The sequence below is a fragment of the Burkholderia sp. Leaf177 genome, assembly GCF_001424345.1.
In the GTDB taxonomy this organism is placed as follows: Bacteria; Pseudomonadota; Gammaproteobacteria; order Burkholderiales; family Burkholderiaceae; genus Caballeronia.
In genome coordinates this window covers 358893-384501 of sequence record NZ_LMPF01000022.1, presented here as the reverse complement: position 1 = coordinate 384501, position 25609 = coordinate 358893, and the positions used below count along the sequence as shown (strand labels likewise).

Here is a 25609-nt window from a genome sequence, read left to right as displayed (position 1 = left end):
ATTAGCTTGCTTCGCCACTTACTATCAGAGATCCCACGTGCAAATGTCTTATCTCGTCGTGTATAGCGCGTAAGACGATCTTCGTCAGCTTCTTTACCGCGGCGTCAGGCTCTGATTCTGCTCGATGTAGCACAAGCGGTACGGAGGGCAGCGGCGGTAAGCCCGTCGCTACTGCATCGAGCGCTGACAGCGTACCGGGCATATTGATCGTCGTGCGCACTGTGATGCCGAGTCCCGCCCCAGCAGCGGCCCAGAGTCCGGAAAGACTTGGAGAAGTGACGACTAGCCGCCAGGGAATCCCGGCAGCGTCAAGCGCGGCAATGCCTGAGGCACGAAACGAACAGGGTGGGGCAAATGCAATCAATGGAACTGGCTCGAGTCCCAAACTCTGCCTTCCACCCCAATCAGGACGACCGATCCAGGATATCGAAAGCTCAGCTAACCGCTGGGCGTTCGGCGCATCTCCGCTATCTCCCCAAACCAGCGCGATGTCCAGGTCACCCTTGATTGTCTTTTCGATCAGAAGCGCGCTTCGGTCGACTTGAACTTCAACTCTGACTTTAGGATGCGCTTTGGAGAAGCGTCCCAAAACAGCGGGCAAAAACGTATCTGCGAAATCTTGGGGTATGCCAATTCGAACCCAACCTCCAAGATCCGAGCCGCGGATAGTGTCCACGGCTTCGTCATTGAGTTCGAGCAAACGCTTTGCATAGCTGAGCAGCGCTTCCCCGGCCGTGGTAAGCGCCAGTCCCCGGCCAGATTTCTGCACCAGCGGCACGCCAATCTGCTCTTCGAGCTTGCGCAACTGCGTACTGATGGCCGATTGCGAACGACCAAGCCTGTCTGCCGCCCTTGCAAAACTGCCGAGTTCGAAGCCGGTGACAAACGTGCGCAGAACATCCATGTCAAGATTCGTACGACCGGCCATGGTCTATTAACCCCGAAATAACTTTTTGAAAGATGCGGTTTTTAAGCGGACCATTATTCTGTTCGACCTTGCCTGGATCAAGGCGCTATTCGTATGATTCGTCCGGCGAAAAGTGCGGTTGGCCGTCGGGCCCTATCCGGATGGTACTTCGTAATTTGTGTACGGGGCGCAAAACGAGTCGCGCGTGCGAGTCGCGCGTGATCGCACATCGGGCAGGCAGGTGCGGCAAGATTGCCCTGCTGGTAATGTCAATCTCGCGCGGGCGCCATCAGGTCATCAAAGGCCGGAGCCGAAACGTGCAGGACTTCATAGCTAAGAAGTTCACTGGACAGATCAGCCTGCGGCTGTGTCCAATAGTCAAACCGAACGAGACGCCAGCCGCGTGGATCAAGGCCGACGGCACGAGCGAACAAGCCCTTCGTGGCATTGACACGCTCTGCTGCAATTGTGGCCTCTCTATGTCGGAGCTCCGTTAGATTCGTGTCCGGTAGCAAGCATTCCTCTTCGCGCGTAACGGATGCAATGGTCGTTGGATCGGTCGAGTTTTCGCTCTGAGCGAAGACCAGCCCGGGCCAAGCATTGACGAGTGGTACGCCAAATGATTCTTTGATTGCTTCGAAAGCAGGGCCAGCGAGAAAATCCCACATAGAACCGGTTTGCGGCCACAAATAAACGGGCGAGTACTCGTTGGCCATAGCGCCAAACTTTCCTTTCTCGCGAATAAGGAAGCACTTGAGGCCGAGCCCTGCGAAGGTGTCAAAGGACGCTCCCCTGCTTGCAACACGATCGCGAATGACCTGCATGCGATAGTCGGCAGGCAAGGAAATTTGATATTGCTTGATGATCATGGTATTGCTCCCTTTCGCGCAATTTATCAGCTTGCGAATTGATTGATCAGCAAATGCGACAGCTCATCCAGGTCATCGCCCATCAGGTCCGGTTGTTCACCGACCATAAACGATGCCTTGCCCGGCCGCTCGATAAACGCAGCATGCAAGCCTGCGGATTTTGCGCCCATTGCATCGAAGGCGTGACAGGTGATGAGCCACAAGTTAGCGGGACTCGCGTCAAGCGCTTTCGCCACGGCGAGATATGATTCCGGCGCAGGTTTGTAACGACGCACGACGTCGTCAATACTGAACACATGTTTGAAAAAGGGGCGGATACCAGCGTACGTCAGTTGCGTCTCGCAGGTTGCGCGCGGATTGTTACTCAGGGTCACCATGTCGAAGCCATTCAGTTGAAGGCGCGCAAGCCCCGACTTCACATCTGGATAGGGCTGCAACGAGCAGGCAGTTTGCTTGAACATGGCCAAATGCGCCGCGCTAACGGTGCGTCCGCGTGTTCTCGCCAACATCTCCAAAACCGCGACCCCCACGCGGCCTGCGTCTGCATAATTGCCGGTGATCGAAAGCGCTTGCGAGTAAAGGATCACTTCGTCGAACCAAGTACGCAGGATCGTGGTGTGGTCGAATATCCGTTCAAGCACTGGCGTCAGCCCTTGCAAATCCAGAATCGTCTCGGCGATGTCAAACACGAGCACCGGTTTATTCATGCTGGCTCCCACTGCTGTGAAACCTCTCTTCCTCGTTTCTGTTGGCGGCTGTCGCGGGGAAAGCGTATGAAAAGACAGCGGCAAACAAGCGTGTCGCGCTAGCGCGGCTGCTTGAATAAAGGCTTTTGCTCATACGGTCTCTTTGCTCAACTCGCCTTTGCTTTGCTGCAGAAAGTCCAGCAGCAAGCGCGTAAAGCGTTGAGGTTGCTCCTGTTGTACCCAGTGCCCCGCATCCTCGACCAGGTGTATCCCGTGCATGCGCGTACACGTATGGGTCTGCATTCGATCGAGAGCGCCCGCTTTGCGGTAGGTCCCCCAATCCGCCACCCCGGCGATGTAGCACGACGGCACATCGATGGTGCGTCCAGAAAATAACTCGATCTCCGACTTGCCAATCGCCCCGGTGTGGCAGCGAAACCAATTGAGTCCACCCTGAAAGCCCGTGCGTTGAAATGCATTTACATAGACGGCCAGCTCGCTGTCGGTCAGCCAATGGTTGTCCGCAATCTGAAGCGATGTAGGCATGTGGGGCGAGACGGTTTCCGCCATTCCAATACCACGGTCCATGATGTAGTACGTTGGTAACGTAGCAAGCTCTTGAGCCGAACCAGACACCAGTGCGTGAGGATGGTTTTCCGGCCAGTCAGCGCTCTTCACGTGGTAATACGCTCGCAGAAAGTTGTTCAGGCCTTGAGCGGAGAATTGCATGTTGTCGTTCGCTTCTCGCGTCCCGAAATAGGTCATGCTGTCCATACGGGGTCGGGGCAACGCGGCCAGTTGTTCGTCGAGTGATGGATGGGCCGGTGCTGCCGGTTTTTCAAGTGTATTGAAGGGAATGGAAGGTGGTCCGTCGAACGGAAAGCTCATGAGCACGAGCGAACGAAAGACGTCCGGACGCACAAGCGCGCAATACGCCGCAACCATCGCGCCAAAATCGTGCCCAACCACCGCCGATACTGTCCGGTAACCCATCGCCATGACAACACCCAGAGCGTCTCGTGCGTACGCATGAGTGCGAAAAGACGAGACATCCCCATCGTATCGATCGTCCCAACCGGTGGTTTGCCCATAGCCACGCTGATCCGGAGCGATGACGTGGTAGCCCGCAGCGGCAAGCGCGGGCATGACCTTGCGCCAGCTGTACGCCGTCTCGGGGAAACCATGCAGAAGCAACACGGCGGGGCGCCCGGGTGTCTCATAACCCGCCTCCAGAACACGGACTGAAAGCCCGTTGATGTCGTCAAATGTAAGTTGTCGAATCCCGTCCATATTCGGTACACCATTCATTTGATTGCCAGGCATTGTGTTGCTCCCTACATTTAACGGATTGGACTGGATTGTTTGATCGCGTGCCCATGCGTTCACCCATGGAACAAGCGTCAGGCTGGCGAAGCCTGCGAGTGTTTTGCGTCGCCGCGCATTAACAGCATTGAGTTGCTCTTTGCCCATCGTTATCGGATCGATGTGGATATCTATTAATCAGCTTCCACTTGCGCGATGCACCGGCAGCGTCCCGAATGACTGGCTCACCGGCATCAACTCGATAGCATTAATGTTCATGTGCGCAGGCAGTGTTGCGGCCCAAAAGACCGTCTCCGCGATGTCGTCAGGTGTGAGGGCGTTAGTCCCCTCATACACCTGGGACGCACGATCCTGGTCGCCCCGGAAACGCACCGTCGAGAATTCAGAGCCGCCGACGAGACCCGGTTCTACTACTGTTATGCGAACCGCAGTACCGGACAAGTCGGCACGCATATTCAGAGAAAATTGACGCACGAATGCCTTTGTGGCTCCGTACACGTTACCGCCAGGATAGGGATATGTTGCTGCGGTAGATCCCAGGTTAATCACGTGGCCACGGTTGCGTGCGACCATTCCGGGCAGTACAAAGCGGCTGAGATACATGACGCCTTTCACATTAGTGTTAATCATCGTGTCCCAGTCTTCAACGTCAGCTGCATAGGCCGGATCCAGGCCCGCGGCGAGACCGGCGTTGTTCACCAGCAGATCTACTTCGGCAAAATCCACGGGCAAACCGACAATCGCAGCTTCGACTGCATCTCGATCTCGAACATCCAGAACGAGGGGGTAGACGTGGTCTCGCCCTAGGTCGTCGGCAAGTGCTTCAAGCCGCGATTGACGACGTCCTGCCGCAATGACTCGATGACCTGCCGACACGAAACGTCGTGAAATAGCCGCACCAAAGCCCGAGCTAGCACCGGTTACGAGAACGATCATGTTATTTTCCAAGAGAGAGCTGTTTGAATGGTTCAGGATGATTGCGTGTCCGGGACATAAGACGCGATGCCATTCCCGAAAGACCAATCGTCTTTGTCATTGGATGAAATGATGACCTGTACGTCTTCGGGGCGCACGCCAGGGTCGGAAGACAACCGTTGAGCAATCGCCGAGTAAAGCGCCTTCTTGGCTGCAGTGTCGCGCCAACGGCCGGCAATGATATGTACGATGACCAAGTCGTCAGTTCGATCTATTCCTAGGTAGTCGCTGTCGTAAATAATCTCCCCAGGCTCTCGCTGTTCGATTACTTGGAAGCGGTCTTTTAGAGGGACGTTATAGGTTTCGACCAGTGCTTGATGAATACCGTCCGCCATTGCGCGTAACTGCGCTGGCGATTTGCCTTTGACGACTGAGATTCGTACGAGGGGCATCGCAAACTCCTTCCGAAGGTAGATATTTAGCCGAGCAAGATCATGCAGTACCGAGGTGTGCAGATTTCGCTCGATGTTCTAGCGTGATCCCGCCGTAACCCCAGGAATCGTCTGGAAGTTCGTTGACGACCACGTAGGTTGCCGAAGGCAGGCCATCGCCCAGGATCAACTTGAGGAGCTGATGTGCTTCGGCGATAAATCGCGCCTTATTGTCTGCGGCGTGGCTGGCGGCATTGACAGTGGCTGTGACATGAGCAAGAACAGGCTCGATGTCACCCGCAATCGACCATTTGCCCGTTGGCACTTGTTCGACAAGGACGGACGTCGATTCGCGCTCTTGGTGAAATGCCTCTGATATGAGGTCGGTCAGCCCACGCTGAAGTCGACAAATCTGCTCTATGGCAAGGGTCGGGCCCGCGATTTTGACGTTGATAAATGGCATGATTGGCTCCGTTCAATCTGCAGTTCATGGCCGCTATGGAGAACACAGCCTATATCAGCCGGGTGTTCGCGAATATTTGAATGTTACGAAGCCATACTTTGATCAAATCGAACGGTCGGTATAAGGCTGGATGTTGCGAATACCGCCTGCACTGCCGACTCCCCGGGGGTTTTGTGGCCGATGGATCTACCATACTCGACGGATCTCGGCGCAAGTCGTGAGCAGATGGCGCACCTTAAAGCAGTGCATACGGCGCTAACGGGAACGTTCCACGCGATCGTAAGGAACCTTCGTCAGCTCCCTGGAGCGATACAAAGCACGGCTTCCAGGTAGATGGTGTCGCTACGCTACGCCGTTATTTGGCGTCGCTCGAACGCCATACCTGATCGTGCTCGGCCACTATCAAGCGTTTTAGGTCTTCGCGGCGATCGCCAACAATCACGGTCGAATCCAGCACGGCTCATTCGTGCTACGATCCGCCTCACCTGCTTCAAACAGCGAAACAGGCTTTAATCAATCCAGCATCAAGTCCACATTGAACAATGTATGCAGCTGCCTGGCCTCCCTCGAGAACGCACTGAAACCTGAGTTGATGCAGTCGTTGCATCCACCTCGGTGTTCGTCCCGGACCTATTGTCAACGATAGTCCGGAGATGCCGCTCGAATCGACTCCCCACATTTAGATTCGCGCGGTTGCACTTTCAAGAGACCACAACATGCGTATTTTCAATACGATGGCTGCTCACGCCATCCCGCTCGTCCCCCGTTCACTGATACGTAAGATCTCTCGCCGGTATATCGCCGACGAGACGCTTTCCGGTGCCCGCGCGCGCATCCATGCTCTTCATGCGGCAGGTTTCCGAACAACCGTCGATGTATTGGGCGAGACCGCGTCGTCTTCAGATCAGGCAGAGGCGATGACTCGCGAGTATCTTGATCTCGTCCAGGCGTTCGGGGCGCAAAATGAACAAACCGAGTTGTCGATAAAATGGGCGCCGAAAGCATAGGTCCTTTTGCGTCCCGAGAAAAGGCAACTCAAGCCGCTGAAGAAATGGGACAGTCGATCGTTCGTGCTGACATCGCGAACCCCGAGCTGGATTAGCTACGTTTCGCGCTCTAAAGCGCTAACAGTGAACTATTCTTGATGAGTGGCGTAGTCCGTCTCCGCGCTTGAAGACCGCTCGATTCCTAAAAGAGAGAACACGCTCGCTCGTCTCCTTAGCTTTTCATTTGCCGGTTCGTCCGAGGGTTCTGGCGGGTGGCATTTTGAAATTGAAATCGTCGATGGAAACGTCTCTAAACCTATCGAAATTCTTTCGGCAGATGCTATTTCACTCATAGCTGACGCAAAAAAAGAAGGCGCCGTTTATCAGCTTTGCCGCGCGATAAAATCCGCCGACGTTGGCGCATATGAGCGCCTCATTGGCGTTCAGTTCGGACAGTAACACAGCGATAATGATGTGGCCCCACTGTCGAGGCTAAGTTCAGATGTCGGGGTTCGGGCTAAGTTGAAATGTCCGGTTTTAGGTCGAGAATTATCTCTGTAGAAGGTAGTTTCCCCACCGCGGCTGCCTGCCTTTCAGAGGTTCGCAAGATCATTGCATCCAGGTCAATCTGCTTGAGCTCGCGTTGCTTACGCGTGTTGTTGGCCCGCATCTTCGGTTTTACCGGTTCGCCCTGATTGGTCCTTGATGGCGAGCCCGAGATACGTCGGTTGTCGCGCTCTGTTTGCACCTGCCTAGACAGCGCAAGGATGTGTCCAAGGCGCTTGTTATCAATCTCGGCACCCTGGTCTACATCCGAGAGCCGGTCGTACTGGCGATAGGGTAGAGCAGTGCCGTTGGCCACGATTTCGATGCGACCATCCGGGTACTCGTACACGTCCAGATAGTGATGAATCAGCGCTCGGGTCACGGGCGAATCATCGAGCAGGTAGAGCACGCGATCGTATTGCACGGTCAGTGTGTTCGACACGCAGCGCGATGCACGAGACGTTAAGACCGAATCCAGGTCCTCGTCGTCGCGCAGTGGCCTATGCGCGTTGTAGTCGCTCTTCGGTGCCTTGCCAAACCGGTTGTTAAAGTCGGCAATGAAGTGGGGCGCATAAACATTCGCCGCCGCTTGCGTGTCGATTCCGCGCAACCTCAATTCCTTCACAAGCCGGTCCTGCAAAGTCAGATTGGCCCGTTCGACGCGGCCTTTGGCCTGACTGCTGTTGGCGCAAAAGGTGTCGACATTGAGTTCGTACAAGGCCCGGCCAAACTGCGTTATGCCTTTGTCAGCCGTGCTTTTTTGATTGGCCGAGAACACGCTGGCGCGGTCGCTGTAGAGCGCCATGGGCTTGCCATGCTGCTCGATATAGCGCCGCGTCGCTTCGAAATAGCTGAAGGTCGACTCGGTCGCAGTAAAGTGCAACGTCATCAACCGGCTGGTCGCGTCGTCAATAAACACCAGCAGCGTTCACGCCGGCACCCGGTCTTCAAACCACCGGTGATCGCTGCCATCGATCTGGATCAGCTCGCCCAGGCACGAACGCCGGTTCCTCGGCTGATGGATCTTGGGCGGACGTTGTCGGCGCGGTGTCCATAAGCGCGCGTCGATCATCAAGCGCCTGACCGTCTCCTTGGCCAGCTTCAGGTCGTGGCACTCGCGCAGCTTCTCGCAGGCCAAAGTCGGGCCAAAATCAGCGTAGCGCTCCTTGATGATGGCTACGGCTCGCACCGCGACTCCTGCATCAATCCGGTGATTGCTCGGCTTGGCGCATCTGCCCGAGATCAACCCTGGCGGTCCTTGTTCGCGCAGACGTGCTGCGAGGCGTCGAACCTGGCGCGTCGTCAACAATAATCGCTCGGCGGCTCGCCACGGCTTGAGGTGCCCGTCGACCACCGACTGAATCACTTTGAACCGGTCCAACTCGCGCATCGTCATGGTGATTCTGTCCGTCGCCGCCATCGTAGCCTCCAGCGCCGTGGGAATCGACGCCGGCTAAGCTTAAGCCGCCGAGAAGCGGACATTTGAATATGGCTAGAAGCGGACATTACAACTTAGCTGCTACACCCATTTCGGTGATAAATAAGATTATGTCAACTCCGATTAAAACCTAACCCACAGGAGATTTACCGAAGAATGCAAGCCCGCATCGTGTTCCGTCTTGTGCTTCCTGCCACTGAAGGCTACCAACCAGCGGAAGCCGTCGGCTGACCGTTCGGATGCGCTCCGAACGTTCGGGTTGCTCGGCCATTTTTTGACGTTGGAAGATGTGTCAGCGCCATGTAGCATGGCTGCCCCCCGACCATGGCGCCGCCCGCTGCACTCAACATTCCGCCCAAGTCCGGGCTGGTCTAAAAATTTCCGCTTGTCTAGTCTAACGACAAGCGCCCTAGTCTAACTTATCCCGTATCCCTACATTTCGCCATCCGCCTGTTTGGAGAAACGCTTCAAACCTGCACGAAACGCGTCACCCATACATTGGCAAGTTTTCCTTTAGGAAAGCAACGAGCGACGCAACCGTCCGGTTAACTGCCCCAGTCTCGGGCATGATAGCTGCGACTTCTATGTTCTCAATAGCTTCAATTGGAACCATTATTAGATCGTCGTCACGTCTTACAGCTTGAGACGCCGCACTGATTCGAGAGACGACCGTGACCCCGAGTCCAACCCGCACGAGTTCAATTGCGGCCCATGCGTCACGAACTTCATAGTCAAAAACCCGATGAATGCCTGCAGCGCTGAACCAACGCTCTAGAATTGGACGGATCACGCCGCCGGGTTTCATTGCGACTAGCGACACCGACGCTAGGTCGTCCGGACAAATAGATGATTTTTGTGCAAGCGGATGTGCTTGCGGTAGAACACAAACTAATGCGCTTGTAAAAAGTGGCTCTGCAAGAGTCCGGCTTACATTAACCGGAAGCGAAACGATACCAATGTCGGCCAGCCCATTCGCAACATTGCGCACTACTGCGGGCCTGTGTGCGGCATCGAGGTCTATGCGCAAACCGGGATGACTCGCGGCAAATCGTCCGATCGCGCCTACGAGTGTAGTATTTGAGAAAGCTGACGTGAGCAGCACACGCAAGACCGCTCGATGGTGCCCCGCGATCTCTACCGCGGCAGCCTCGATTCCCGTAAGGCCTTCATAGAGTCGATCTACCTCAGACAGCAGCTGAAATGCTTCTGAAGTGGGGGTGAGCTTCCCTTTGGCTCGATTGAAAAGCGCAAAGCCTACTGCAGTCTCAAGAGTCGATATCTGATAGCTTATTCCCGGCTGGCCTATGGCGAGCGTTTCAGCTGCTGCTGTCATTGAGCCAGCACGCATTACGGCGCGAAATGCTTCAATCTGTCTAAGTTTTAGTCCCATTATGGGGAGCACCGTAGAAACGGTCAAAACAACGAAACCATTTGGAGTAGTCAAGACGACACCGCAAAGCGACGTTGTAATCGCTTCACCGTAGGTTTGTTAGCGTACCAACTATTCGCGTCTTTATAAGGCTAAGGGTTAGATACCTCAAGTAGCGGCGATGGGACGTTCCCCTTCAACTGTTGTGCGATGCATTAACCGACTAGCATTGGCATCGAAAGAGTCACGATAATGCATTAGGCAACGATTGTCCCACATCATCATATCGCCTGTTTGCCATTGCTGAACCCAAACATGCCGCTTGTCAGTAGCGCGCTCCCAAAGGTCAGAAAGCAACCCTTGTGCTTCGGCCGATGGCATCCCGACGATAGACTGGCGATTGCGTTCACCACCGAGATAGATGCAAGGTTTTCGCGAATCAGCGTGGAGACGCGCGATTGGATGGTCAATTCCCGACCAAGTTTCGTAATTGTCGTTATTAGGTTTTTGCTTGCCAAGGCGGACATCGCCCCGACCGTCGACTACGTCTTGGTGATGAATTTGCAAACCCTTCAGTTTTTGCTTAAGTTCTTCAGGTAGCTGCGCGTACGCCGCATACATGTTCGCAAAATACGTATTGCCACCTTCAGGAGGGAGTTCTATCGATCGAAGGATGCCCGCCGAAGGAGGTTGTTCAACAAACCATGTGTCAGTGTGCCACTTCACTTCGCCGTCGCCTAGGTCACCGGCCGCCGAGCCATCGGCCTTCTTCTTGTTGCTGATAACAAGAATTTCGGGAAATTCTGAATTTTTACCTTCTTGTAGCTGACGAGGATGGATAACTGGCGGCCCAAGTCGTTTGCTGAATTTCACTTGTGTCGCGTCATCGATATTAACATTGCGGAAACGAATAAGTGGATATTGCTTCCAAACCTCACGGAACTGGGCAATGGTTTCGTCGTTGTATCTGTCAAATGGAAAGTCGGGAATTTCAGCCACAAATTCTTTAACGAGCGATGTGACGGTAAAGTTCATGTTTGACCTATCAATATGGAATTCGAAAACACTGTGGGGTAACCCCGGTCCGACATGTCGACCGTTGGGGGGACAGTGCCTTGTTCGTGGGGATTTCATTGTGGCGCGAGTAAGACCGTTTGCCCAATCGACCCTCGCGTTAGGGTTATCGAAAACTTTGATGAGTGACCACGTCGCCAGGCAGTGATTGCACCAAGCAACGCAGCGGCGAAATACCGCCCAGCCCCTTGCTCCCCGAAAGGTTTTTCCCCAAACAACCATCCCTTAACTTGTAAGCTCGCCCATTGTTCCTCTCGTGCTTTTACGACTCAAGCGTTCTAAGGAAAACCCTAAAAATCGCAATATTTTTGTGCAAGCACAAAATCGTCATTGTGCAACTTTTTATTTATCAATATTCTTTGGATGGTCGAGTCAGCTGTTGACACGCTTGAAGTGCAGTGTTTTGAAGATAGCGAACCAATCTAAAACGCGCGCTGCGACGCAGCGCAATAAACCAGATCCTTCACGATGGTTGACGCTCGCCGAGGCAGCAACCCTAAAATTTTCATGTTTGGAGAATTGGGAATGGATTATTACGGGCAAGCGACGTCTGAGTTGATAGCGCGTGTTACGCCTTTTCGAGATAAGGCTTTGGTTCCGGATCTAAGACACCGGACCGAGTTGTGCCTCTTAGACAGCCTTTCGTGCTTTTGTGCAGGACTCTCTCTGAAACATTTCCAACCAAGCGCGATTGTTGCGCAATCGCTGTTTGCAACGAAGATACAGGGACTTGGTCTTGCTAGTTGCGTCTCGGCTTTTGGAATGGCCTACTTATATGGACAAGCGGCTAATTGTTTGGATTACGACGATACGCTGCTTGGCCATCCCGGCTCGCCGATTGTCGGAGCGGTATTATCAGTTGGGGCGCGTGGCGCTTTGCCTACTGAAAATCTTTTACGCGGTATAGCTGCAGGTTATGAGGCACACTGGCTATTGAGTTCCGCCGCGTTGCCGTCGTCCGAACAAGCCGCTCTGGTTCGATCAGTTGGTGTATGGGATACCGTCGCGGCGAGTATTGCAATAGCCGTTGCTCTCGGCGTCTCCGACATGATGATCGATCGGATTATCGGAGTAGCTGTTGCCCACTCGGTGCTTCCGTACACCGCAAAATGGTATGAACGACCGGTACCGTCATTAAAAAACAACCTCGGCTGGGTCGCCGCCGGGGCCGTATTAGCAGCGGATCTTGCCGCCGAAGGACAAACGGGTATAACTAATCCGCTTGACGGCGAGAATGGCATGTGGCGGATGGCTGGGTCCGATCAATGGCAGTGCGCGGATTTTTCAAACAACAAACCTGCTGTAATGCGTGTAGGGTTCAAACGTTTCCCAGTCTGCTGGTTTATGCAGGAGTACTTAAAGGCCTTCGCGGATTTGCTCATGTCCCTGGCTAAATGCGAGGAGATAGTAGAGATCGTTCTTTATGGACCGTCCAACGTGGAGAAATTTTGCGAGGGCGAGCTACTTGGGTCGGCGGACATTGCGTTTAGCTTTCCCGCAACTTTCAGTCTTTTAGTCGCTGACATTGAACCAGGTCCCGAATGGGACTCGATCAGCTCAACTTCTGAACATCTTCGCTTTACAAGAGTTTTTCGGTATCAGCACTCTGAGAGAAAAGCAATCAAGTTGCGTACCGGCAGCGGCTCCGAGCTGGAAATACCTGTAGGTATTAGCGACCCGTTCGACCTTGCGCCGTCAGGACTGGACGAGCATGGTGTTCTAGATAAGCATGCGGCATTGACTGATAGGATCGTTCAACTGGAAGCTGCAGTAGCGCTTAAAGGGAATCCTCAAGAGATCCCTTATGGCTTATACCGCGCGGTCGAACACCTACTTGCACGGTGAACATTGGACTTAAGGGAGACCTGTGGCAGTACACCCGCCTCGCCAGGATCGCGACGATAGCGAGTAAGTTGACTGAATAAATATTGAACGCCTTGTATTGGATGGACTTGTCGGCAGGAAGTATGCCTTAGGCAATCGTGAAACAGTTCGAATGCTTCTAAATGATCAGTAATCGACATTAGCTGGTCCTTGCCAATCTGAATTATTTAGGGCGGCAAAAACCGCATCTGCGATATTTTCGACTCCGTCGGCCAGTTGGCCCGTAGCGATGCGGAGGCAGGCCGTTTTAGTTAGTGCGTTTGGGCTACCTGCATTCACCGCGATCCCACGCGAAGCAAGTGTAACGAGGGCGCTCTGCTCAGATGGAACAGCGACCCAAGCGACAAGTCCGCCGGCAGTATGCGTAACGTCTCGCTCGCTAAGCGCGCGTGAGAATGCGGCGCTGCGCTCGAAGTAGATTTCGCGCGCTCGCTGTACGCAGGCGACCGACTCAGGATTTTGTAATAGCCACGCCGCTGCGTTTTGCAGGATGCGGCTTGTCCAGCCTTCGCGAAAATTACGATAGCCGCGAACTTGATCGATTATTTTTTCCGAACCAGACATAACCGCCAGACGTAAATCGGGACCATGGGACTTGGAAAAAGACTTTATGTGAACAGTGCGGTCCGGATACCATTTTCCTAGGCTTGCTGCGAGTTTGGGCGCAACGAAGCTCAGACCATCATCTTCAATAATCAAAGTGCCGCTTTTTTTTAAAAGAGCAGCCAAGGTAGCCAAACGCTTTGCGGTTAGCTGACGCCCGGTTGTTGCATGCGTCCCTGGTTGAAATAGGAAAGCTGCAGGCTTGCGTTCGAGAGCCGCCGTTAGCGATTCGGGAAGCGGTCCTTCGTTATCGCATTCGACAGAGATAGAGCGCCCCCCGATTTTGTCGACGATATCGAGTATGCGTACTGTAGCCGGATCCTCGACCGCTACATAAGCCCCGGGAAGCACTGCTGAAATAAGGGCGAGGTATAGCGCATCGTATCCGCCATTGGTCGCGATAAACGCTGGCGCATCGTATGGCCAGACATTGGTAACAGCCTCAACCAATGCGGGAGTGATGATTTCGCGTGTATAGCTATGCAGATTCGGAGCGTCGGTTGCTTGGACAAGAGCTTGTGATAGGTCAGGAAGAAGATCCGGGTCAGGCGCGGCGAGGCGTAGGTCTTTAACGACATAAGGACCGAAGTTGCCGCGACCTTCATACCGGATGGGCCGCAAAGAAGTTTGGTCGCCCTGTACCCAGACACCGTTTCGACGTGTTCCCGAAACCATTCTGTATGAGCGTAGTTGACGCCAAGCACTAGACACGGTGGACGGGCTTACTTCGAGCGCAGCGGCGAGATCCCTAACTGCGGGAAGCTTGGTGCCGATCGGCAGATCGCCAGAGCGGATCAGGTTCGAAATCTCAACCGCGATCCCGCGCGGGCTACGGTCTTGGATCCGTGCAGCAAGGTCAGCAATTCTTTCGTCGTCGCGCATAGCAATAGTTTGTGCAAGTACAAAAAACAGATTGTACATTTATTGTGACGTTCATACACTCAAATTATGAGTTAGTAAGGCGATAAAGGAAAAGCAAATGCGGGTAAAGATAAAGCTAGCGGTTCGAGATTGGGACTACCTGACGCCACTTGCTTTAGGAGATGTGCAGTCAGAGCGGCTGGAGGTAGAGGTCCATCGCATGGAGTCTGTGCAGGATTGGACTCTTAACAACGCATACGACGCGGGCGAGGTTTCCTTTAGTAAATTTGTACAAGGTATCTCGCACGGTGGCTACCCACTAGAGTGCATTCCACACTTCCTGATGCGGGGTTTCCGTCAACGTTGCATCCTTACCCGCACCGACAGCGATGTCGTCAGCTTAGAGCAATTGGCAGGTAAGCGCGTTGGAGTGACCGGTTGGGCCGACTCTGGCAATACATGGACACGTACGTTACTTCGCCGCGTCGGTGTGAGCATTGATGATGTCCGTTGGTTTGCTGGCAGGTTGTCAGCAGACGACCCGGTTTTTGACCGCTTAGGGAAATTTGCAGAGAAGGGACATATTGAAGCTGTGTCCGGAGAGCGCCCGTTAACGGCATTGATGGATACTGGAGAACTCGACGCCCTTTTCACGCCATTTCTCCCTTCCGAATTTATGCGTTCAGACACGAAACTTCGGTTTCTACTATCAGATTTTCGAAAACACGAAGTTCAGTATTTTCATGACGTTGGTTACGTACCCGGAATCCATTTGCTCGGGATTAAGAGGGACTTGACTGGGATGTTTCCCACCCTTGTCGATGAGCTTAGTGAGCTTCTAGACGAATCGGCACGCCTCTGGCGAGAAAAACGTGTTAAGTACCAAGACACCACACCTTGGCTGATTGATGACATCGTGCGAACGAGTCGCGATCTGCCTTTAGATTGGAACGCTAACGGATTGGAACACAATGAAAAAATGATTGGCGACTTCGCACTTGAGTTATTCGAGCAGCGCATTATCGATAGACCCATCGAGGCTAGAGCGGTATTTCAACGTTGAAAAGACATTTTGTATAACTAAGGAGACGAGATTGAAAATAGCGATCGGACAAATTGCAGTAAACCGCGAATGGCAAAAGAATCAACGTACGTGCGTTGACGTTATGCAAACTGCGGCGGGGTCAGGCGCCCGCCTTTTGGTTTTACCGGAAGGCGTCCTCGCACGTGACATCGCTGACCCAGACCTCGTGCTAAGCGCCGCGCAGCCGCTCGACGGCCCATTCCTGTCAGCGCTGCTCGACGCGAGTCGCAGCAATGACATGACCACCATGCTTACCATTCACATTTCGACCGGGACAAAACGTGTCAAAAATGTGCTCGTTGCGATCCGTACCGGAAAGGTTATCGCGAAGTACGAGAAGTTGCACCTCTACGATGCTTTCTCTATGCAGGAGTCAGTGGGTGTTGCGCCCGGTAATGAGGTCCCATCACTCGTCGAAATAGATGAAATGCGATTTGGCATGATGACGTGCTACGACATCCGTTTTCCTGAGTTAGCTCGGAAGCTTGCCCTCGACGGTGCTGACGCCCTCGTATTGCCTGCAGCCTGGGTGAGAGGCCCTCTGAAAGAGTGGCACTGGGAAGTTTTAACGACTGCTCGCGCATTAGATAACACTTGCTACGTTATAGCTAGCGGAGAATGTGGCCCGCGCAACATTGGGGCAAGTGTTGTCGTTGATCCGCTGGGAGTATCTATCGTGCGCGCCGGTGAGACCGAGGCACTCATTTTCGCAGAAATAGATCCTAAGCGTATTGCATATGCTAGATCCATCTTGCCGGTGCTTTCAAATCGGCGTTTCGCTGCGCCTGAACTAATTATCAACGAACTCCAAGCAGTTAATCCCGAGTGACGCGAGAAATGCGATGAGTGAAAGGACATCTATGACGCCGCCCAACAATGCAACTCGAAAGACTTGGGTTGCCGTGATTGCAGCAGCAAGCGGAAACTTTTTAGAATTTTACGACTTTGCAGTCTATGCCTACTTTGTTTCGACTATTGCCAAACTGTTTTTCCCCAATGCCGATCCAATAGTTTCGTTATTACAGACGTTTGCCGCCTACGGCGTCGGGTTCGTGGCGCGTCCAATCGGCAGTCTTGTCATCGGCCGTATTGGCGACATCAAAGGGCGCAAACCGGCAATGATCCTCACCGTAACTTGTATGGCTATCGGCAGCATCGGCATTGGTCTAGTACCGAGCTTTGAGACGATCGGTCTGGCAGCCCCGACACTGCTCGTTATGTTGCGTGCCTTACAAGGCTTTGCAGCCGGCGGTGAGTATGGTACGTCTACAGCGTTCATAGTCGAATCGTGTCCGCCTGAGCGACGAGGTTTCTTTGGTAGCTTTCAAACATTAAGTGCGACAACTGCGGCATTGCTCGCTTCTTTAGTTGCGTCCATGCTTTCGTTCCTTCCAGCAGAGGTAGTTCAAGGGTGGGCGTGGCGCATACCGTTCATAGCGGGCGGGTTGGCAATATCTTTTTTTAGCATCTTCTTACGTTCGAACATCGAAGAAACGCCCGAATACACCCAGAGTAAAAAGGATAAGCAACCGCTGACAAAAGCGTCTGATGCCTTGGTTCTTGGACTTAAAGCGTTTGGATTTACGATCTTTTGGACCGTTCTTGCTTACCTCGTCAATGCATACATGGTCACATATACGCAACGGGAAGCTGGACTAACACGTAATCAGGCGTTGATCTCCAGTGATGTAGCTCTTCTCGTGCAAGCGATCTTATTGCCGATTGCGGGCGCCTTATCTGACCGGGTCGGACGAAAACCGCTTCTCCTCCTGAGCTGCGGAATCACCGCGGTGGTCGCTTATCCCATCCTCCATGTTATGTCCAGCGGAACAAGTTTCGGTCAGGTGATTTTACTGCAATGTTGCTTCGGCGCCTTGTTTTCATTGTTCTCTGGACCTGCGCCAGCAACCATTTGCGAAATATTTCCGACGAAGCTTCGCACTACTTGGATGAGTGTTGGATACACATTATCGGTCTCTATATTTGGAGGATTTTCGCCATTCCTCTCAACATGGCTCATCGCTAAATCGCACATGCCGGCTGCTCCTGCCTTCTTGCTCGTTCCGGCCGCCCTAGTTAGCGGGCTAGTAATCTGCACGCTTTCGTCATGGAAGGGTGGAGCACTATCGTTCAAAGCACGTTGAAAACAACGCTTTCAGGCGCCTCTAATATCCCTAAAACCTGATGCTCGTAGGTCATTCTCACTTCGACCACGATCTCCGGCTTTGAGAACAGATAAATCCCGCTAGTTTTAGGTTCCTCAACAAGGCGCTTGATAAGCCTTTGCCGTCGCGTGACTCAATATCCCTTAGCGGACTGTGGGGTGCGGAGGGACGAATCAAGAGCCAGCATTCAAGCTTTGTAATCAGCTATCCTAACCAAACTGAGAATTTAATGACGACAGAAATCAAAATACACTGTGTGTGCGCTGCGGCAGTGGTCTTGCTCTCTTCTTCCACGATCGCGTGCGCGCAGAGCACGGTGACCCTTTATGGGCTTATCGATGAAGGCGTGACCATGGTTAATAACAGCGGCGGTAAACACCAATATCTCGTAAATAGCGGGATCATGCAGGGAAACCGTTGGGGCATGAAGGGATCGGAAGAGTTGGGCGGCGGCATGAAAGCCATTTTTAGAATTGAGGGGGGGTATGACGCAAGCACCGGCAAACTTGGACAAGGCGGCCTTGGGTTCGGTCGCCAAGCGTACGTTGGCTTAGAGAGTACTTATGGTACGGTCACCTTTGGCCGTATGTACGACTCGGTCGTAGATTTTCTTGGTCCGCTTGAGGCGGGTACGCAATGGGCTACTTCGATCGGTACGCACCCGGGGGATATCGACAACTTTAATAACTCTTTTCGCGTGAACAACGCTGTTAAATATGCAAGTCCTACAATTCACGGATTTACTTTCGATGGCTTGTATAGCCTTGGAGGCGTTTCGGGTGATCTCTCTCGCAACCAAATATGGTCAGTCGGTGGACAATACGCGAGCGGACCACTCGTGCTATCTGCTGCTTATATAAATGTAAGAAATCCAAATGTTTCATATTTTGGGAATTCGACATCGGGCACACCTAACACAACGACATCAAACGCCGTATCGGCCGTGTATAGCGGTTATGGTTCGGCGCACACATACCAAGTAGCTGCCGCAGGTGGCGCTTACGCTTTAGGTGCAGCGACAATAGGCGCAACCTACTCGAACATCAAGTTCTACGATTTGGGATCTTCTTATGCCTCGGCCTTTTCAGGCAGAACGGCGACTTTTAATAATGTCGAAGCAAACTTCAAATACCAATTGACACCCGCTCTTCTTCTAGGGCTTGCCTACGACTATTTGTGTGGAACCAGCGTCAACGGTTCTTCGGCAGCCAAGTATCACCAAGGCATGACCGGGCTTGACTACTTCCTTTCTAAACGAACTGACGTTTATATTACAGCTCAGTATCAACATGCGAGCGGTTATGGAGCAAACCCGGCAGGTACCGGTGTTGTCGCCGTGGTCGCCGCCTTGCCAAACGTTACGGCTTCTGCAACCCAGAATCAGTTTGCTGCGCGTGTAGGCATTCGACACAAATTTTAGATTGAATGCGGTGGTTAGGCGAAGCGTCAATTGCTTGCAAAGCGGACTGGAAGCTTGTCGAGAGCCGTCAGCAAAAAACTCCACTGTTGTCACTGGGAGAAGCGCCGCGGCCAGTAATTAGATGGTAGGTCTCATCGAGGAACGGCCTCTATTATGAGACCTGCATCAAAATTTACTTAGTCGCGACGCAAAAAATGACCTCAAGCAGGTCATCCGTTAACAAGTAGGATTGGAATGAAACTCTTTACGAAATTGTTGATTTTGGTGGGAATAGCCCTGCTGGGCATTGTGCTGCTTGCAGGGACCGCTTTACAGACCCTGCATGCGGCATTGGTCAAAAGTCGCCGCGACGAAATTGTGGTCTTCCTTACGAAAGCTGAGCATCTGGTCAACGCATATAAGGATTTGGAAACCCGCGGGACAATGTCGCATGATCAAGCACAGCAGGCGACGAAAGAATCACTGAGTAGGTTGAACGCAAATCCAGAGAGCTACTTTTGGGTGCACAGCGCCGATGGGACTGTTTTGGTTCATCAGAACGAAAAGTTTGTTGGTACGAAAGCCCGGAGTGGCTTAAGCGAAAGCTCGGCTTATGGCACGGCGATGGCCAAATCTCACTTTGCACTGGTCGACGAACCTGTTATGCGCAGCCCAGGTAGTGACCCCGTGCCCAAGTTGCAAGGCGTTGTCTTTATTCGGGATTGGAACTGGTGGGTTGGCACAGGATTTTTCTATGACGACATCAATGCTATGTTTAACATGCTGATGCTAAGGCTGGGCGTTATTGCTGTCGTCATTGTCGCGGCTGTTGCTGCGATCGCATGGACGGTGCTGCGCAGCGTTAAGTCTATACTCGGTGGCGAACCGGCGGATGCAATGGCGGTCGCATCGGAAATTGCCAACGGCAACTTAAGCGTCGAATTCGACACAGGATCCGCGCCTTCAGGCAGCCTGCTTGCGGAGCTTGGCGAGATGAGGTTAAGGCTAATCACGATGATTGCTGAGATTCACGCAGCCAGTCAATCAATCGCACTCGGTTCGGGCGAGATTGCGCAGGGCAATCTTAATTTGTCCCAGCGCACGGAGGAGCAGGCGGCTTCTCTGCAGGAAACGGCCTCGAGCATGGAGCGACTTACCTTGACGGTTAAGCAGAACGCCGACAACGCTCGTGAGGCGAAGGGGCTTGTTAACTCGACTACGGAGGCTACGTTGCGTGGGAAATCCGCTGTAGAAGCAGTAGTATTAACGATGAAACAAATTGCCGACCAATCCACGAAAGTAGCAGTCATCACCTCGGTAATTGAGAGCATCGCCTTTCAGACAAACATTCTTGCGCTTAATGCGGCAGTTGAAGCGGCGCGCGCCGGCGAAGAAGGCCGCGGGTTTGCAGTGGTCGCCTCCGAAGTGCGTACGCTTGCACAGCGCAGTGCAAGTGCGGCGAACGATATCAAGCAACTGATTCAAGTTACTGCCGAAAAGGTAACTGATGGCAATCGGCTCGTCGAAATAGCAGGCGAGCGGATGTCCGAACTTGTTAAATCGATTGGCCGAGTCTCAACGATAATCGGCGAAATCACTGCAGCGTCCGATCAACAAAGCGTCGGGATCGAGCAGGTAAGCCGCGCTGTAACAGATATGGATGAGGTCACGCAGCATAACGCGGCGCTTGTTGAGCAGGCTGCAGCTGCCGCATCTTCATTGGACGAACAAGCTGGCCGGCTCCGCTCTGCGGTGTCTGTCTTTCAATTGATCTAACCGTAAGCACTTGCGCACAGCTGACAAGAGCGCCAGACTTTCTTTTCCCTATGCTGGACTAAATACAGAAGAAGCCTGTGGCATCAAGAAATTCGATAGCAACTAAGCTTTAATGAATTAGATTTGGCGCGGGCGATTGTGGCACAATTCGCAAGTCCCATTGCGCATTTGCGCAACGAACGATGAGTCTATTGCGACACCGTAGCGGATTTTAAAGCACGCTAGCTTCACTTATTAAATTTGGACGCTACGCGCTTCGTGGTCAGCTCATTTCCGCACAGTGATCTGGAGTGCAAACAGAAGCGCCGGCGCAGGCTACATTTTGTTAAAAACCCAAGCACCAATTAAATACGATTTCTATAGGGCATTCCGCTTTAGCGAAGAACGCCCCGAATTATTCGAGTGAACACATTCCTTGCGCATAGGCGCGTAGCGGGCAGCATTATCCGTCGCATATTCCGGAAGATAAAATGACAGTCAGTGTATTTGACCTATTCAAGATTGGTATTGGCCCATCCAGTTCGCACACAGTTGGACCTATGCGTGCAGCATTGTTGTTCGTCAAGCATTTGCAAGATGAAGGCGTGTTCGAGAGTGTTTCCCGACTGAGAGTAGAGCTATATGGGTCGCTTGGTGCGACGGGAAAAGGCCATGGAACAGACAAAGGGGTAATGCTTGGCTTGATGGGCGAGGCCCCAGAAAAAATAGATGCCGATACCATTGATGTCAAGGTCAGTATGATCCGGGAACAACGAGAGCTTTCACTTGGAGGAATGCGTGATGTGACCTTTTTGGTCGATGAAGACGTGATTTTTTATCGTCGAGTCTTGAAGGAACATCCTAATGGCTTGAAGCTATTCTCATACGACAAAGAGGGCGCAGTCGTCCGACAGCAAACATACTTTTCGGTTGGTGGAGGCTTTGTCGTTACAGCCGGTTCGGAGAATAGCCATGTTTTAGCAGCTCCGCAAAGGTTACCCTACCCCTTCACAAGTGGAAGCGATATTCTTAAGTTGTGTGAACGAGACAATTTGTCGATCGCTGAGCTAATGTTTGAAAATGAGCTTACCTGGCGGCAGGGAGAGGAGATTGATGCCAAAATCCAGAGTATCTGGACGGTTATGCAGGCCTGTGTGGTGCGCGGTTGCCGAACAGAGGGGCATCTTCCTGGGCCATTAAAAGTCAAACGAAGGGCCGCCGGCTTATATCAGAAGCTGCTTTCTCGCGAACAGGCCGACGGCGACCGCTCGTTGGCCACGCTGGATTGGCTAAATCTGTTCGCGCTGGCGGTCAACGAAGAGAATGCGAGTGGCGGTACTGTAGTTACAGCACCCACAAACGGAGCGGCAGGAGTCATTCCGGCCGTTTTGCATTATTACGCCCAATTCGTCCCTAAAGCAGATCAATCTGGCATTCGTAATTTCTTGCTAACCGCGGCGGCGATAGGAATTCTTTACAAGATGAATGCGTCGATTTCTGGCGCAGAAGTTGGGTGTCAGGGCGAGGTAGGTGTTGCATGCTCTATGGCCGCCGGCGGACTTTGCGCGTCACTTGGTGGCACACCTTCGCAGGTCGAGCATGCCGCAGAAATTGGCATGGAGCACAATCTTGGGCTGACTTGCGACCCAGTGGGCGGTATGGTTCAAATTCCGTGTATCGAACGCAACGCGATGGGTGCGGTTAAGGCGGTAAACGCCGCACGTATGGCGATGCTTGGAGATGGAACCCATTATGTTTCACTGGACTCTGTGATCAAGACGATGATGGAGACGGGAGCGGACATGAAAACGAAGTACAAAGAGACTTCTCGCGGCGGTTTAGCTGTTAACATTGTCGAGTGTTAACTAGAGGCATGCAAAGGTGTGAAGCTTGATCGTTCTTTGCTCGCGAAGTCGGCGGATCACTGCGCGACGTTCCTGCAACGGCTCGTTGAGGCGTTACGTCGCCATTTGGTGGCGGCGTCTAGACGCAATGCCTGTGACACGGCTGTACAGTGCTCGCGCCCGGCAACGGTAAGACTAAGACAGGGTGCCTGTTGGTGTATATGCGTGATGATCTTGCTTGGCTGATAAGACGTCGTCGGGCGGTATGGTTTAGCTACACGCCAGACTCCAAGCATCCATCCGCAACATCATCTCGAGGCATTCAGTGGCTCATTGCAAGCTGATGCATATGGCGGGTACCAGGCCACCTATTAAGCCGGACGCGTGAGTGAAACAGTATATTGGGCACACTTGATATTCTCTTCGTCGAAGAACCTACCGATCCATCCGACGCCGAAGCAATGGCGTGGGTCGCCGCACGCACGTCGATTCCGTTGGCTGCGGGCGAGCGCAACTACGGCCGTCATCAGATGCGCGCGCTAATCGAAACGCGAGCAGTCGACATCGCCCAGCCCGATCCTTGCAACACCGGCGGAATAATGGAGACGAAAAAGATTGCTGCAATGGCCGAAGCATTCGGGATGCGAGTTGCTCCCCACGTTTGTGGAAGTGCGCTTGCCACGCAGGTCGCGCTTATTTGGGGGTTAANCTACGGCGGCCACGGTTTCATCTCCGAATGGGGCTCCTTGCAACACCGGCGGAATAATGGAGACGAAAAAGATTGCTGCAATGGCCGAAGCATTCGGGATGCGAGTTGCTCCCCACGTTTGTGGAAGTGCGCTTGCCACGCAGGTCGCGCTTTATTTGGGGGTTAATCTGCCGAATGTATCCATGCTTGAGCTTCACCCCTACTTCCGACTTCACGATGGCGCCATTGAAACGATCGTCGACGCACCGGAGTTGAAGATAAAAGATGGCTACCTGGCGCTGCCCGAGGGCGCGGGTCTTGGCGCCGAACTGAACCGGCCCGTGCTCGCCCCGTTCCCTTTTATCACTTTATGCTTTGTGAAACCCGACTTGAGGCTTAAGCCAACTTTCACTTTTAAGTCTGCCCTTGTTAAGGGAACGACTCGAGATCACTCATGCGGAAGCGTCCCACTGCTTCAGCCAGCTTAAACGACTGCTCTTTAAGAAAGTCTGCAGCGGCCGACGACTCTTCGACCAGCGCTGCGTTCTGCTGAGTGACTTCATCAAGCTGCGTCACTGCTTGGTTGACTTGTCCAATGCCGGTGCTTTGCTCGCTAGTCGCTACCGAAATTTCCTCGATGATATTACCAACCCTATGTACGCTATCGACGATTTCGCGCATCGCGGCGCCGGCCGTGGATACAAGTTGCGTACCTGAGCCAACTTTGCTTACTGAGTCGGAGATCAACTGTTTGATTTCTCTGGCTGCTTGCGCGCTGCGTTGCGCCAGTGTTCGAACTTCGCCAGCCACGACCGCGAACCCTCGACCTTGCTCACCGGCGCGCGCCGCTTCCACCGCAGCGTTTAAAGCAAGGATATTAGTCTGAAAGGCGATGCCCTCGACGACGTCAATAATCGCAGCAATTTTCCCTGACGAATCCGAGATCGCCTCCATTGTTGCAACGACCTCTTCAACAACCATGCCGCCCTGTGACGCTACTTGAGAAGCAACGTTGGCTAAATGGTTCGCATGACTAGCTGATTCTGCCGTCTGCCGCACCGTACCGTGCAGTTCTTCCATTGACGCCGCGGTTTGCTGCAGCGACGACGCAGCATGTTCGGTGCGTGCCGACAGATCTTGGTTGCCTTGCGAGATTTCAGTTGCGGCATGCTTCACGGATGCGCTGCTAGTACGAATTTCAATCAGCACTGATGTCATTTTGTCGACAAACAGATTAAATGAACGTGCGATAGCCGTAACTTCGTCGTTACCCACTGTTGGCAAGCGCTTGGTTAGATCTCCGCTGCCAGAGCCGATTTCCTGCATTGCATCGCGGGCTTGGGACAAGCGTCTAAATGGCGGCGCCGTGAGGGCGCTAAGAAATAGGCTGGCTGCTAGCGCGACGACTAAAAGAGTAATGCCGTTCGCAATCGCCGTTGCGCGCATTCCGGCTGTTGCTTCCGATTCATCGAGCGCAATAACCAGTACCCAGTCAGTGCCCGCGATTTTTTCTGCGTGCAACAATTTTGTTGCGCCGTTGATCACCACCGCAAGGGGCTGGGAGGCGTCGGCAAGCCCATTAAGAGTCGCAGCGGTCACGTCAGGGACTAAGTCTGTGAATTTCCTTAAAGCTAATTTCGCATCCGGATGCGCGATGATCGTGCCATTGCGGTCGGTTACGAAAGCGAAGCTATTTGGAGTCGGATGGATCGCGGTAACACCAGCACTCACTGTATCCAGTGGGATATCCGCGCCAACAACGCCTTCGAATATTCCATTAAAGGTTACTGGCCTGGCGAAGGTCACTACCAGCTTATGTAGTGTTGATGCCATGTAAGGTTTGGTTACTGTCAGCTCACCAGCTGTTACCGCCTGCTTGAACCAAGGGCGAAGGGTCGGATCGTAGCCCGCAGCCGGTCGACTTCCTCCAACATTGTAAGTAAAATGTTTATCTGGATACCCGACATACGCCGCAGAGAATCCGCCCCCTAGCTTAAGTTGCGTGACGGCGGTCGTTGCATCGCCATGCAATTGCTCAGGTGCAATCGACGCAACCATCGTCGACTTCCCTTCAATCCAGTCGCTAATAGCCAGCGAGTGGCCCGCTGAAATCGCGGTAAGGTTCTCGTTAATGCTCTTTTGGTTATAGGTGCTCGCTACTACCCAGTTCAAGCAGCCGGTAACCACCAAAGCTGCGAACACGATAGCTATGCAAGTAACAAGAATCCGGATACGTATGGATGAAACCATAGATGACCTTTGATTTTCTGAAAAAACACTTCCGAGCAATTCGTGCCATATGGTTTCGCTCCACCGCAG

General features: G+C 53.1%; 22 protein-coding genes and 2 pseudogenes. 12 read left to right on the top strand and 12 right to left on the bottom strand.

Annotation, left to right across the window (positions count from 1 at the left end; translation table 11 throughout):
• Nucleotide 1 precedes the first annotated feature (1 nt).
• The 7 genes from ASG35_RS20490 to ASG35_RS20460 form a co-directional block, all read right to left on the bottom strand.
• On the bottom strand, nucleotides 2–904 hold the full coding sequence (locus ASG35_RS20490) for a LysR substrate-binding domain-containing protein (protein WP_235527641.1): 903 nt from the start codon (nucleotides 902–904) through the stop codon (nucleotides 2–4).
• A 272-nt stretch (nucleotides 905–1176) separates the two neighbouring features.
• Nucleotides 1177–1776: a DUF4865 family protein gene (locus ASG35_RS20485; RefSeq protein WP_056361792.1), complete on the bottom strand. Its 600-nt coding sequence runs from the start codon at nucleotides 1774–1776 to the stop codon at nucleotides 1177–1179.
• A gap of 26 nt (nucleotides 1777–1802) precedes the next feature.
• The gene (locus tag ASG35_RS20480; RefSeq protein ID WP_156393290.1) at nucleotides 1803–2567 is read right to left on the bottom strand and encodes a haloacid dehalogenase type II; all 765 of its coding nucleotides are present in this window, start codon (nucleotides 2565–2567) and stop codon (nucleotides 1803–1805) included.
• A gap of 45 nt (nucleotides 2568–2612) precedes the next feature.
• Entirely contained in the window at nucleotides 2613–3932 is a 1320-nt protein-coding gene (locus tag ASG35_RS20475) for an alpha/beta hydrolase (protein ID WP_327019656.1), read from the bottom strand.
• A 30-nt stretch (nucleotides 3933–3962) separates the two neighbouring features.
• A complete protein-coding gene (locus ASG35_RS20470) occupies nucleotides 3963–4721 on the bottom strand; it encodes an SDR family NAD(P)-dependent oxidoreductase (protein WP_056361786.1) in 759 nt (252 codons plus the stop codon).
• A 32-nt stretch (nucleotides 4722–4753) separates the two neighbouring features.
• Entirely contained in the window at nucleotides 4754–5152 is a 399-nt protein-coding gene (locus ASG35_RS20465) for a tautomerase family protein (RefSeq protein WP_056361782.1), read from the bottom strand.
• A 40-nt stretch (nucleotides 5153–5192) separates the two neighbouring features.
• Nucleotides 5193–5594, bottom strand: coding sequence for a tautomerase family protein (locus ASG35_RS20460; protein ID WP_056361777.1), 402 nt, complete (start codon nucleotides 5592–5594; stop codon nucleotides 5193–5195).
• Between the two features lie 716 nt (nucleotides 5595–6310).
• Between ASG35_RS20460 and ASG35_RS20455 the strand changes: the two genes are divergently transcribed.
• On the top strand, nucleotides 6311–6601 hold the full coding sequence (locus ASG35_RS20455) for a hypothetical protein (RefSeq protein WP_056361772.1): 291 nt from the start codon (nucleotides 6311–6313) through the stop codon (nucleotides 6599–6601).
• Nucleotides 6583–6696, top strand: coding sequence for a DUF6723 family protein (locus ASG35_RS32535; protein ID WP_327019655.1), 114 nt, complete (start codon nucleotides 6583–6585; stop codon nucleotides 6694–6696). Before ASG35_RS20455 ends, ASG35_RS32535 begins: the two co-directional genes overlap by 19 nt.
• A gap of 401 nt (nucleotides 6697–7097) precedes the next feature.
• Here the strand turns inward: ASG35_RS32535 and ASG35_RS20450 are convergent.
• From ASG35_RS20450 to ASG35_RS20440, 3 genes and pseudogenes are all read right to left on the bottom strand, one after another.
• A pseudogene (locus ASG35_RS20450) lies at nucleotides 7098–8546 on the bottom strand (ISNCY family transposase).
• Nucleotides 8547–9051: 505 nt separating this feature from the next.
• Nucleotides 9052–10008, bottom strand: a complete 957-nt coding sequence (locus ASG35_RS20445; RefSeq protein WP_156393289.1) for a LysR family transcriptional regulator — start codon at nucleotides 10006–10008, stop codon at nucleotides 9052–9054.
• A 93-nt stretch (nucleotides 10009–10101) separates the two neighbouring features.
• A complete protein-coding gene (locus ASG35_RS20440) occupies nucleotides 10102–10968 on the bottom strand; it encodes a TauD/TfdA dioxygenase family protein (protein ID WP_056361767.1) in 867 nt (288 codons plus the stop codon).
• Between the two features lie 564 nt (nucleotides 10969–11532).
• On the opposite strand from ASG35_RS20440, the gene ASG35_RS20435 reads away from it, so the two are divergent.
• Nucleotides 11533–12852, top strand: coding sequence for an MmgE/PrpD family protein (locus ASG35_RS20435; RefSeq protein WP_162244431.1), 1320 nt, complete (start codon nucleotides 11533–11535; stop codon nucleotides 12850–12852).
• A gap of 165 nt (nucleotides 12853–13017) precedes the next feature.
• Here ASG35_RS20435 and ASG35_RS20430 read toward each other — a convergent pair whose 3' ends face one another.
• The gene (locus tag ASG35_RS20430; protein ID WP_235527639.1) at nucleotides 13018–14415 is read right to left on the bottom strand and encodes an aminotransferase-like domain-containing protein; all 1398 of its coding nucleotides are present in this window, start codon (nucleotides 14413–14415) and stop codon (nucleotides 13018–13020) included.
• Between the two features lie 58 nt (nucleotides 14416–14473).
• Between ASG35_RS20430 and ASG35_RS20425 the strand changes: the two genes are divergently transcribed.
• The 9 genes and pseudogenes from ASG35_RS20425 to ASG35_RS32810 all read left to right on the top strand — a co-directional run bounded on the left by ASG35_RS20425 (nucleotide 14474) and on the right by ASG35_RS32810 (nucleotide 23778).
• Nucleotides 14474–15418 carry an ABC transporter substrate-binding protein gene (locus ASG35_RS20425; protein WP_056361761.1) on the top strand — a complete coding sequence of 315 codons (945 nt, stop codon included), beginning with the start codon at nucleotides 14474–14476 and terminating at the stop codon, nucleotides 15416–15418.
• 31 nt (nucleotides 15419–15449) lie between these two features.
• Complete coding sequence (locus tag ASG35_RS20420; protein ID WP_056361758.1) at nucleotides 15450–16268, top strand: deaminated glutathione amidase; 819 nt, start codon at nucleotides 15450–15452, stop codon at nucleotides 16266–16268.
• Between the two features lie 31 nt (nucleotides 16269–16299).
• On the top strand, nucleotides 16300–17583 hold the full coding sequence (locus ASG35_RS20415; RefSeq protein WP_056362161.1) for an MFS transporter: 1284 nt from the start codon (nucleotides 16300–16302) through the stop codon (nucleotides 17581–17583).
• A 250-nt stretch (nucleotides 17584–17833) separates the two neighbouring features.
• Nucleotides 17834–19024, top strand: coding sequence for a porin (locus ASG35_RS20410; RefSeq protein ID WP_056361754.1), 1191 nt, complete (start codon nucleotides 17834–17836; stop codon nucleotides 19022–19024).
• 234 nt (nucleotides 19025–19258) lie between these two features.
• On the top strand, nucleotides 19259–20779 hold the full coding sequence (locus tag ASG35_RS20405) for a methyl-accepting chemotaxis protein (protein WP_056361751.1): 1521 nt from the start codon (nucleotides 19259–19261) through the stop codon (nucleotides 20777–20779).
• A 470-nt stretch (nucleotides 20780–21249) separates the two neighbouring features.
• Nucleotides 21250–22623, top strand: a complete 1374-nt coding sequence (locus ASG35_RS20400; protein WP_056361748.1) for an L-serine ammonia-lyase — start codon at nucleotides 21250–21252, stop codon at nucleotides 22621–22623.
• A gap of 18 nt (nucleotides 22624–22641) precedes the next feature.
• Nucleotides 22642–22848 (top strand): hypothetical protein, encoded by a 207-nt coding sequence (locus tag ASG35_RS32820; protein ID WP_156393288.1) that lies wholly within the window; start codon nucleotides 22642–22644, stop codon nucleotides 22846–22848.
• Between the two features lie 155 nt (nucleotides 22849–23003).
• Nucleotides 23004–23310, top strand: a pseudogene (locus ASG35_RS32815) (enolase C-terminal domain-like protein); the annotation flags it as partial.
• A gap of 57 nt (nucleotides 23311–23367) precedes the next feature.
• Nucleotides 23368–23778, top strand: coding sequence for an enolase C-terminal domain-like protein (locus ASG35_RS32810; protein ID WP_200945757.1), 411 nt, complete (start codon nucleotides 23368–23370; stop codon nucleotides 23776–23778).
• On the opposite strand, the gene ASG35_RS20390 is transcribed toward ASG35_RS32810, so the two are convergent.
• Complete coding sequence (locus ASG35_RS20390) at nucleotides 23720–25540, bottom strand: methyl-accepting chemotaxis protein (RefSeq protein WP_056361742.1); 1821 nt, start codon at nucleotides 25538–25540, stop codon at nucleotides 23720–23722. The two genes, ASG35_RS32810 and ASG35_RS20390, sit on opposite strands and share 59 nt — an antisense overlap.
• Nucleotides 25541–25609: the final 69 nt, after the last annotated feature.